The sequence below is a fragment of the Pseudoalteromonas sp. Isolate3 genome (genome assembly GCF_022398505.1).
GTDB lineage: Bacteria > Pseudomonadota > Gammaproteobacteria > Enterobacterales > Alteromonadaceae > Pseudoalteromonas > Pseudoalteromonas apostichopi.
The window spans coordinates 16695-27430 of record NZ_JAKEVN010000051.1 but is presented as its reverse complement, the minus strand read 5'-3'; the positions used below and the strand labels follow the sequence as shown (position 1 = coordinate 27430).

10 protein-coding genes are annotated in these 10736 nt (G+C 39.1%); 8 read left to right on the top strand and 2 right to left on the bottom strand.

All coding sequences use genetic code 11. The features are described from left to right. The coding region (locus tag L1D46_RS11600; RefSeq protein WP_239977576.1) for a hypothetical protein at positions 1-1061 on the bottom strand (1061 nt) is incomplete at its 3' end. Positions 1062-1210: 149 nt separating this feature from the next. On the opposite strand from L1D46_RS11600, the gene L1D46_RS11595 reads away from it, so the two are divergent. The 3 genes from L1D46_RS11595 (at position 1211) to L1D46_RS11585 (ending at position 2825) form a co-directional block, all read left to right on the top strand. After that, entirely contained in the window at positions 1211-1723 is a 513-nt protein-coding gene (locus L1D46_RS11595; protein WP_130052646.1) for a hypothetical protein, read from the top strand. Between the two features lie 57 nt (positions 1724-1780). Next, positions 1781-1966: a DUF1289 domain-containing protein gene (locus L1D46_RS11590; RefSeq protein WP_130052647.1), complete on the top strand. Its 186-nt coding sequence runs from the start codon at positions 1781-1783 to the stop codon at positions 1964-1966. A gap of 64 nt (positions 1967-2030) precedes the next feature. Then, a complete protein-coding gene (locus L1D46_RS11585) occupies positions 2031-2825 on the top strand; it encodes a glycosyltransferase family 25 protein (protein WP_130052648.1) in 795 nt (264 codons plus the stop codon). Between the two features lie 4 nt (positions 2826-2829). Here L1D46_RS11585 and L1D46_RS11580 read toward each other — a convergent pair whose 3' ends face one another. After that, positions 2830-4611 (bottom strand): PDZ domain-containing protein, encoded by a 1782-nt coding sequence (locus L1D46_RS11580; RefSeq protein ID WP_130052649.1) that lies wholly within the window; start codon positions 4609-4611, stop codon positions 2830-2832. A 203-nt stretch (positions 4612-4814) separates the two neighbouring features. Here L1D46_RS11580 and L1D46_RS11575 point away from each other — a divergent pair, with 203 nt between their 5' ends. The 5 genes from L1D46_RS11575 to L1D46_RS11555 all read left to right on the top strand — a co-directional run bounded on the left by L1D46_RS11575 (position 4815) and on the right by L1D46_RS11555 (position 10709). Then, positions 4815-6350: a GGDEF domain-containing protein gene (locus L1D46_RS11575; RefSeq protein ID WP_130052650.1), complete on the top strand. Its 1536-nt coding sequence runs from the start codon at positions 4815-4817 to the stop codon at positions 6348-6350. Positions 6351-6421: 71 nt separating this feature from the next. Beyond that, the gene (gene ppnN / locus L1D46_RS11570; RefSeq protein ID WP_130052651.1) at positions 6422-7765 is read left to right on the top strand and encodes a nucleotide 5'-monophosphate nucleosidase PpnN; all 1344 of its coding nucleotides are present in this window, start codon (positions 6422-6424) and stop codon (positions 7763-7765) included. An 11-nt stretch (positions 7766-7776) separates the two neighbouring features. Then, positions 7777-8550, top strand: a complete 774-nt coding sequence (xni, locus tag L1D46_RS11565) for a flap endonuclease Xni (protein ID WP_130052652.1) — start codon at positions 7777-7779, stop codon at positions 8548-8550. Between the two features lie 71 nt (positions 8551-8621). Further along, complete coding sequence (locus tag L1D46_RS11560; RefSeq protein ID WP_054563904.1) at positions 8622-9005, top strand: DUF3192 domain-containing protein; 384 nt, start codon at positions 8622-8624, stop codon at positions 9003-9005. A 6-nt stretch (positions 9006-9011) separates the two neighbouring features. Further along, the gene (locus L1D46_RS11555; RefSeq protein WP_130052653.1) at positions 9012-10709 is read left to right on the top strand and encodes a hypothetical protein; all 1698 of its coding nucleotides are present in this window, start codon (positions 9012-9014) and stop codon (positions 10707-10709) included. Positions 10710-10736 lie beyond the last annotated feature (27 nt).

Sequence of the window (10736 nt, the reverse complement as noted above, 5' to 3'; positions counted from 1 at the left end):
CTATTATTAAACTTTGATAATCCAGATACCGTCAAAACGATTGATTGTTCATTTCTATCAAATGGGAACTCAACAATCTCAGTCCCTTCGTTTATTTCAAAAGAAGTGTGACCATTGAAATATAGAATCGAATCTCCTTTCTCTAATTTATTTGAATCAATATTTAACTTAACCTGATAAAGCTCATCTTTCTCTAGGCCTATTATATGGGGGTAATCCCCCCATTCATTTAAATCAAATACATCTATTTTATTTCCATCAATTTCCAAGCCTCTTATAGGATAAAATTGCTCTTGGCTAGGCTTTGTTTTGGCCGCTGTATTTTCAAAAAGGTCCGTTTGATTATAAATAGAGCTACTTTTCTTTAATGAGATTATCTGAGATTCTAAACTTAGCTTATCTTTCTTTAATTCATCATTTTCAGATTTAATCTCTTTATGCTCCTCACTAAGCAGCTCAAACTTTGACTTGAGTTCCTCAACTTCATTTTTAGTTACTTTGATTTTTTCTTGGCTTTCATTTTGAAGCTGATTTAATTCATTATTTAGTTTGGTGTTTTGTACTTCTAACTTATTTTTCTCTGTCTCCAAATCAGCTAACCCTTTAATTCTTGAACTCAAATCAGCTTCACTCTGCTTTAACTTTCCTATTTGGTTATCTAGCTGATCTTGCATACCTCTTTTATCACTTCTCAAACTCTCATTAGTATTTAAAAGATTATTATAATCTTCAGCATCAACTAGTTCTTTCCAATTTATTTTCTTGAGAATCCATGAAAAAGCTTGATCCCATGCTCTTTTAATAAATTCGACCGAGTTATTCATCAAAGGAGAAAAAATAATGACAAGTATTGTGATGAACAATGGGTTAATGAAATTGATCTCAAATCCTAATGACTTATATCGTTGTAACTTTAAGCTAAATTCCAAAGGTTCAAATAAAAACCATCCTATCAACTTCCAATGGAAAACTCCTAAAACCCAAAAATAGGTAAATAAAGCGGGGTTTGTTAATCTATCTCTAAAGAAATCAAGAAAAGATTGCGTTTCTTGTTGCTGCATAAATGATCCTTGGATTTTATCCGAAATTTAATTGTAATAACTTCACACATAAAATTGCAAGCAGCTTAATCTTTATTAGCATTTTTACAAGGGCTTAGGTATCCTCTAGAAAACGTTTAAGGAACTGCTATTTAAAAGGATAGCCTGATATGAAAAAGCCACTCGTCGCCTTACTAACTGGCCTTGTTTTAACAGGTTGTACAGGACTAACAACTGAACAACAAGTTGCCATTGATAACTTAACCCCTTGCGAGAAAATCAACGCCCTATTAGGTGCTTACGACAACCGCTTTGAAGGCTTAAAACGTAGCCGTGTAAATACTAAATACATGGAAACATGGACAGCAAAATACAACCTTATTGCTGATAACTGTCAAATCACGGCGCTTGGTAAAGACAATGTCACCTACCGTTGTGTAGGCAACTATGAGCAACAGCAGCAAGCTGTGGCCGATCACACCCGTGCGGTTAATTTTACCCAAGCTTGTTTAGCAGGTAATAATTGGCATCAAACACAAAAAGAGTCTGCAGAATCGTTACGCACCACGTTTGTGCTTGACGAAAACAACCCTGTTATCTCAATTCATTCGGGTAAAACCTTATCGCGTAAACAGCCTTGGTCTACCACTCTTGAAATTGGTAAACCCGTTGAAGGCAAATAAAATACCCTTGAAGGCTAATAAAATACTCTTGAAGGCTACATTAGCCTTCTCATCACTATGACAAATTCAAAAAAACCAACCAGCCAATTCAAAACAGATTGCATCGGCCAATGTCATCGCCTAAATGGCTTTTGCACTGGCTGTGGCCGCAGTAATGATGAAATTTTTGATTGGATCATTTTATCCGAGCAAGAAAAAAAAGTGATTTTAAATAGCCCTCGCCCTGACATAAAAACGAAATAGTTCTGACACCCAAGCGTCATTAAAGCTTGTTAGCCTGATTCAAACTGACCATCAGGTAACGATAATGACCGCTATTTTTGTAATCAACTTAGCAAGCTCTACTGAACGATTAAACCGTGTAAGCCATGAGCTCAACGCACAGAATTTGGCATTTGAACGCCTTGATGCAATTGATGGAAGAGAGCTGTCTGATAAAGAGATAGCCAAGCACTATAGTGCTGATTTAAACCTAAAAAAATATCATAAGCCATTGAGCAAAGGTGAAATTGGCTGTTACTTAAGTCACAGAAAAGCATGGCAAACCATTGTCGATAGGCAATTAGATTACGCCATTATTTTAGAAGATGACTTTGTTCTCGACCGCTCTATTCACAGTGCAATTGACAACATTAATACATTAAAACAGCCTTGGCAGCTAATAAAATTGGCTGCTTACAAAGACCGCAATCGCGACATTGCTTTCACAAAACAACTCGCTGATGAGCAGCATTTAGTCATTCATAAAAAGCTTATGTCTGGCTGCTGTGCAACTGCTGTTAGTTTGGAAGGTGCAAAATCACTTTTAAAGGCCACAGCCACATTTGGCCGCCCCGTTGATTGTGATTTACAGCATGTTTGGGAAACCGGCGTATATGGATACTCATTGCTGCCCTACCCAGTATCACAACCCGATAATCCACAAAGTGATATTCGAGACCGAACAGACAAAGTTAACAAATCGTTTTGGCGACGAAAAAAGCAGCAACTCCAAAGCACTCTACAAAATGCAAAATACACTAAGCAGTTTATAAAAGCGCAACAAACACCAAACAAAAAGAAAGGAGCCGCAGCTCCTCTCTTACCAATCAAAAACCATTAACGAGTTATTTTGCTAGGTTTGGGTGATCAACGCCCATCCATGCTTTAAACAATGCCATTTGAGCTGGTGTTGCATCTTTTAATGCTTGTACCTTTTTCTCTTTATCAAAGTCTTCACTAAGTGTCAGTGTCGTACTTTGCAATGCATCACGTCTAATGAAATCAACAGTCACTGTGTCGCCTGCTTTAAACGTTTCAAGGCTGGCTGTTAAATCTTTACCAACATGCTTTTTGTTAAACGCGACGATTTTATCATCTGTAGTTAAGCCCGCTTGCCATGCAGCGCCGCCACGGCGAACATGAGTTAAGGTTAATAACTCACCGCTGTTTTTAGCGAACGAGTCAATACTAGGTACTGATTTTGCACCTTCTGGGCGAATTAAACCTAACCCCACTTTTGCAAGTAGTGAATCAAAATCGATAGCTGCTGGCTCATCCACATTCGCTTGCCACCATGCGCTGTAATCACGACCCGTTAGCTCTTTTAAAATCGCTTTAACATCATCAGGCGTAAAACCATCTGGTAAACGGTGTTTGTTGTAAAGTGCACGGTGAACATCGCGGTAACTAATTTTGCCGTCGCTCTTTTCTAGTAAATCAATATCAAGCGCCATTGAGATCAATGAACCTTCTAAATAGATATTGGTGCTGTAGTTGCGTGCATGATCGCCGCCTTGGTTAATCCACTTATCAAAACTAGTTTCAGTTGCGCTTTGTACTTCGCGACCCGGTGTTTGTAAGTGACGATTAACTGTTTTGGTTAATGTACCGAAGAACTCATCCATTGTTTCAATACCTGCACGAACCATTAAGTGATCCTCAAAGTAGCTGGTTGAGCCCTCTGCAATCCATAATGTTTTCGCGTAGTTAATATTCGTGTAGTCGTACGGTGCAATCCCTTTAGGACGGTACGCTTTTACGTTCCAAGTGTGAATAAATTCGTGTGCTGCGGTGCTGATAAACGCAAGATAATCTTTACGAGAACCAAAACGATCGCGAGGACGTTGTATAATTGTTGAGTTTAAATGCTCTGTTGCACCGCCGGCACCTGACGTTGCATGTACCATAAATACGTAACGCTCATACGGGTAGCTATCCCAAATTACATTGCCAGTTGTAACGAGCTTTTTAAGGTCGGTTAGCATTTGATCTACGTCGTAGTTACCTTCACCCCAGATAACTAGTTCGTATTCACGACCATCAACGCTAAACTTATGTAGCTCATTGATACCACTCTCGATTGGTGAATCAACTAAAATGTCGTAATCTGCAGCTTTAAAGCTATGTTTAGAACCCGCATTTTCCATCCCCGACACTGAACGCCATTCTTTTGGTACGTTTAGTTTTACAGTCACAGGGTCTTGACGGAATGATTCACTAAACATAAAAAAGCCAGATGCATCAATAAATGCATGACTGTCATCAATATGTCGAGCGCGTTTACCTAGCTCGTTAGCGTATACTTGGTAGTCTACATTTACTTGAGTTGGCTCGTTTAGATGAACACGCCAAGTGCTGTGGTCAATTTTTTCCCACTTTAATGCTTTACCGTCATCATCTTTTGCTTCGAAAAAGCGTACACCATTGGCAAGATTTAAAATTTCATAACGGCCAGTACGCCAAGCTGGAAGTTTAATATCTAAATGTGCTTGTGCGGTTTGGGGAAACTCAACACTTACATTACCTAGGTGGTGCTCTGGCTGAGTGATAGACAGTGAGTAGTTTACATCTGCAAACACACTGTTAGAACAGGCCGCCAAGATAGACATTGCCAAAAACTTTTTCATAACAACTCTTTTTATTACTATCAAAATTGCAAAACAGACTAACAATTGCGAGAAAAAATGTGAATTAAAAACCGATAAACAACCATTGCAACAAGTTTGATAGACAAAATAGCTAAGTTTTTGACTTGGAAACTACATTTCGTATTAATTTGTTGTAAACTTATCGTATAGCAATTTTTGAAATTTGATGGCGGTATTACTTGGTGCAGCAACAGCATGATGTTCTTAATAAAAAGCTAAAGCAAGCGATCGACGCTCGTGCAGTGGTCGAAGATGCGCGCAAACATCAAGTTGAAGTCCTTTCTCAATTTGCAGCGAAACTATCACTCAGCTGTAAGGGACTAGACATTGAACTAGACAATCGATTGGCTAAATTTAGAAATGCGTTAAAAAAAGGTGTAAATTTCGATTTACTTTCACCGCTAATAGATGATGTGCTTGGCCTGTTAAAACACCAAGAAACTAAGCAAATGGCACTTCAACGCGAACTGAATGATAGTGTCACTGACGCTGGTAAGCAGCTACAAAAAGTGAGAGGTCTGCCTGATGATGCCCGTCGTTCGCTGCGTTATCTACTCGACCACGAATTAAATAATATTCAGTCTAATCATGACTTTGTTCCGTTACTCTCAAAGTTAGTGGTTATCTATCATCAAGCCCTACAAGCCAAACTTGCAACGACAAGCAAAACTGAAGCACAAATCAAGCCTGAACTTGCCACGCAACTTTTATCTCTTGCTAATGACTTAGTGCTCGAGGAAGAAAGTGCCGAGCAAATAAATAGCATCAAAAGCAAAATCACCCATAATGATAGTGTTGACGACCTACTTGATTCTGCGCTGAATATAATTAGCATCGTTACACGCAATATGAGTAAAGAGCGGCAATCAGCTCAGAGCTTTTTGATCTCTTTAAATCAGACCATTGAAGATTTACATCATTCAATTGTTTCTACTAGTAAACACTCAGAATCTCTCAGCGCCGAATATGATACGCTGAATAAACAAATCGAAAACAAGATTAAAAACTTGCATACGCAAACACAGCAGGCTACATCTATTTCTTCGCTTAAAGAGCTAGTAGAAGAAGAGTTAAAATCATTAAGTGATGATTTAATCGCTAAAGAAAAGCTAGAACAAACGGAGCGCGAGAACTTACTTGCCAGCTTCAACGATATTAATAACCGTATTAGTCATTTAGAAAGCAAGCTTTCGACCTACAAGCAGCGCCTTAATGAACAACGCTTTAAGAGTTTACTGGATGGTCTAACGAAGTTACCAAATCGTTCTGCGTTCGATGAGCGGTTCAATCATGAGTTCAACTTATTTAATGTGCAGGAATCAGACATCACATTTGTAGTGATTGATGTTGACCACTTTAAATCAATCAATGACCAATATGGCCACAGTGCTGGTGATAAAACACTGCAAGTGATTGCTAAAGCATTACAAAAGTCAATTCGTAAATCAGACTTCATTGCCCGTTACGGGGGCGAAGAGTTTGTATTACTAATGAGTGGAATGGCGATTGAAAAAGCGACTGTGCCGCTAGAAAAGCTGCGCAAGACTATTCAAAGTATTCCGTTTAAATTCAAAGATAAGCAAGTAGAAATCACTATTTCTGCTGGTGCAACCCAGTTGAAAAAAGGTGATACCCCGCTAATTGCCTTTGACCGTGCCGACGAAGCATTATACAAAGCCAAGAACGAGGGACGAAATAAAGTTTGCATTAGCAAATAAAGGCCTCATCTAGTATGTGAGGTCTTTGACACATAATGATAAAGGCTCATTGACGAGCCGGGAGAGTGCTTATGTTAAAACAACTGAATCCAACAGGTGTACTGGATTTACTATCGCAACTAGAAGTTGATCTACTCGAACAATCATCCACCAGCGAGCGCTATAAATTATTTAGGAACTGTGTGCTTGCGGTTCTCAATGTGGGCAGCCACACCGATTCAAGCTTAGAAATTTACAATAAATACGAAGACTTTGATATTCGCTTATTAAGCCGAGAGCGTGGTATTAAAATTGAACTTGAAAACCCACCCGAATCCGCTTTTGTTGATGGCGAAATTATTACCGGTATTCATGAACATATTTTCTCGGTTATTCGCGATATTCTGTTTATTTGTCAAAAATATGAAAAAGACCTAACAGAACAAAAAGCCATCACTCATATGGTCTTTGATATGCTCAGAAACGCAGGCGCACTTAGAGTTAATAGTGACCCGAGTATGATCGTATGCTGGGGCGGTCATTCAATTAACGAGGTTGAATACAAATACACCAAACAGGTTGGCTATGAGCTTGGCCTCCGTGGATTAAATATTTGTACCGGCTGTGGCCCTGGTGCAATGAAAGGCCCAATGAAAGGTGCCACCATTGGCCACGCTAAACAGCGTATTACTAACAACCGTTATCTAGGTTTAACTGAACCAAGCATTATTGCCGCTGAACCACCTAACCCAATAGTAAATGAGTTGGTTATTTTGCCTGATATCGAAAAGCGTTTAGAGGCATTTATTCGCACCGCTCATGGCATTATTATCTTTCCAGGTGGTGCAGGTACCGCTGAAGAGTTGCTATACCTTTTAGGTATTCTGCTGCACCCAGATAACGAAAAACAATGTTTACCAGTAATCCTTACAGGCCCTAAAGAAAGTGAAAACTACTTTATTGAGCTGTGTAAATTCATCGAGAAAACATTAGGTAAAGCGGCACTTGATAAGTTTGAAGTGATAATCGACGATCCAGAGCGTGTTGGTAAAACATTAAAAGATAAAATGGTCGAGGTACGTGACTATCGTAAAAGCCAAGGTGATGCATATTACTTTAACTGGACGCTAAAAATCGATCATGATTTCCAACAACCGTTTGCACCGACTCATGCTAATATGTCGAGCTTAGATCTACATTTAGATCAACCAACTCAGCAATTAGCTGCTAATTTACGCCGTGCGTTTTCAGGCATCGTGGCTGGTAACGTTAAAGACGAAGGCTTACAAGCCATCAAACAGCATGGCCGCTTTGTGTTAAGTGGTGAGCCTGCACTTATGGCTGATATGGATAAACTACTGGCAGCATTTGTTGAGCAAGGCCGCATGAAGTTACCAGGCAGTAGATATATTCCTTGCTATGAGATCAAAGCTTAATAGGAGCCTATGTGACAACCCAATTACTTTTAATAGATGCGCTTAATCTTATTAGACGCATCTATGCTGTTGATAGTAATCAGAGTCATCACAGTGAAGAACATATGATAAAAGCAAGCTGTGCCCGAGTGGCACATGCTTGCAAAAAACTACGCCAGCAAACGAATGCTACTCACGCGATTGCAGTGTTTGATGGTGAAAAAAGCTGGCGTTATCACTATTTTGAAGCATATAAAAGCACTCGTTCACCGATGCCCGATACCCTCAAACAAAACTTATCACGCTTTAAACAAGCAATTGAAGAAACGGGCATTGTGATTTTCTCACCAGATAATGACGAAGCAGACGATATAATTGCTACCCTTGCTCATAAAGCTGCGACTAATAATGTACCTTCTACTATCGTCTCTACAGATAAAGGGTTTTTACCGTTTTTATCTGAGCAAATAGCTATATATGATTACTTTAAAAAGCAATATCTTGACGTTGAAGATATAAAGCAGCGTTTTAATGTACCCAAGCATCGGCTCGCTGATTTTTGGGCCTTAGCAGGTGATAAAACCAATGATATACCTGGGGTCAAAGGCATTGGCAACAAATCAGCGCAGCAACTTATAAATGATTATGAGTCGATTGAAGCAGCTATTAATGACGATGATTTAAACCCAACACTAAAACGTAAGCTTAGTGCTGGTATGGACATGTTTGTGATATCAAAAAACCTTGTCATGCTGCGTACCGATATTAACTTAGGCTTTAGTTTAAAGCAGTTAAGGCTCAATTAGTCGCAATCTCGTAGCACAGTTTGCTAACTGGGCGTATACTGAAAATTCGCGTTAGTTTTATAGAGTTACACATGTTTAAAAAGGTTTTCCAATATCTGGTACTTGGGTTAGGTGTTTATGCACTGATAGCAACCCTAGTGATCACTTTTTATAAAGATGATCCGCAAGCTATGATTTGGCAAGACCGTGAAGCTTTTAATAAACGCTATATCGCGAAACTATCTATTGATAAGCCCGAAAACCTCAATGCTGTACTTGATTATTTAGGTAGCCCCGATCTAACCTATGCTAAACGAGTTGAGGACAATGTTTGGCAAATTATTTTTTATCGCACTCAGCATGTTAAATCTGATGGGATAACCACTATAGATGAATGCACAGGCCTACTTTTTAAAAATGGTCAGCTGGTATTATGGGGACCAAGTGCCTATGAAAGCTATCAACAAGAAACCTAACAGCTTATGATGGAAAACGTGACGCCACGAGAATTGGCACGCTTATTTGATAGTACGCACCAGTTACTCAAGCTTTATCATCAAAAGCAAAAATGGTCACAAATTTTCCCTATACTAAGTAATCTTGCCGAGCGGTATTATCTACTATATCAAGCCTGCCCAAAAGGCATGCAAGCGCAATTAAGTTTGTATGTTGCGAACCACGGCTACACGACCAATTTAGTCGTAAACCAATGTGTTATTGCCTGTACTTTATGCCACAGCCTTAACTACAACCAAGCAATTAGTGAACAGATAATTAGCTGTTGTTTAGCCAATTACCTATGTGTGCAATCACAAAGCAATAAATTAGCCGCAGGCCAAACACTCACAGCTCAAGATAAAAAGCTTTGGCAGTGTCGTCATCAATTAGCCGCAAAACTACTCAAAGACTCAGGCCCACATACGCTTTCTATTCAGCATTTATTAGCTCGTTTAAATAAATATAAACAAGCACTATTAAGCGCACCAAAAATTATGATTTACGATGGTGCAACAACCCTAGTAGCTCTAGCTAATATTATTGCTATGAATACGACTTATCGCGATTCGGGTGGTCATATTAGTATGCACAAAGCTATGGCTGATATCTACTTGCGCACTCCGAACGAGTTTGCTCAAAGTGCTATAAAAGCATTGATTGCTCATATTGGTCCTTATATTCCAGCAAGTGAAGTAAAGTACGCAGAGCAGGTGCTTATCTATTTAGCCACAGATGAACATGGCCGCCATATTTTAGTTGATGCCAGTTGCCCAGATAAAATTCGCTGGCACCGCTTTAAAGCAAACTTAACTATTTTTGACAAACAAAGACTTTGTAAAGATACTCGTTTGCTATACACCGTATGGTTTAGTGAAAACATTAATTTTGCCGAGCCACAGCCTTTAAATCAGCAACGTAGACAACAATATTTAGAGCTAATTAGCACATTAAAAGTATCAAAAGAATACAGCTACCGTAGCTTAGATAAGCTTTTAAGCCCCTACCCTGAATTGATTACGCAGCTTACTGTTGCCGTTAAGCCCTATAATAAAGAGCAGCAAAGAGCTAAAGACTTACGCCATTGTTTATCTATGGTCGGATACGATAACGCCCCTGCGATTATTCAAAAAGTCTTATTTCAACGCTTAGTTGCAACCACCTCTCATCCGCTTTTTCAGCATATATCTAAGCGCCTTGAGAATATGGTGCGAATTATCCAGGCGCTATTTAAACACATCGACTCAATTCAATTTGAACAGGTTGCTTTGCCGTTATATGCCTATGTTTTGTTCCTTTGCGAGCATCAAGCAACTAGCCTTTCACGTAAAACCATTTTTGAACAAGCCGAAGAACAGATAATAAGCCCGCCACTGGCTTGTTTATTTGGTGTTAGTCAATTAAACCAAGAACCTCTGACGATGTATTTAAATCAGCTGATTGGCGACAATAGCTGGACTCAGCATTTACTAGGTAGTGAGCAACATAAAAAACAGCAACTTGATATCAACGAAAAGCATTGGGTCGCAATTAAGCTTTTTACTTATTATGTTTTCCAACCAAAAGCCCTGTTTAGTAGTTGGCAAGAGCAAATTATTTCCGATAGTTTATTGGCTGCTGGTTGGCAATCAAAAGCAGATTTTTATGCATATCTCAAAAACTGTGAATTTGCAGACAATTTTTAGAGTGTGTTGTTAAAAAGTGCGAAAACG

Coding starts and splice junctions, on each gene's coding strand:
- L1D46_RS11560 (WP_054563904.1), top strand. CDS start 8,622: ATGTTTAAAAAGGTTTTCCAATATCTGGTACTTGGGTTAGGTGTTTAT.
- L1D46_RS11595 (WP_130052646.1), top strand. CDS start 1,211: ATGAAAAAGCCACTCGTCGCCTTACTAACTGGCCTTGTTTTAACAGGT.
- L1D46_RS11555 (WP_130052653.1), top strand. CDS start 9,012: ATGATGGAAAACGTGACGCCACGAGAATTGGCACGCTTATTTGATAGT.
- L1D46_RS11585 (WP_130052648.1), top strand. CDS start 2,031: ATGACCGCTATTTTTGTAATCAACTTAGCAAGCTCTACTGAACGATTA.
- ppnN (WP_130052651.1), top strand. CDS start 6,422: ATGTTAAAACAACTGAATCCAACAGGTGTACTGGATTTACTATCGCAA.
- L1D46_RS11580 (WP_130052649.1), bottom strand. CDS start 4,611: ATGAAAAAGTTTTTGGCAATGTCTATCTTGGCGGCCTGTTCTAACAGT.
- L1D46_RS11590 (WP_130052647.1), top strand. CDS start 1,781: ATGACAAATTCAAAAAAACCAACCAGCCAATTCAAAACAGATTGCATC.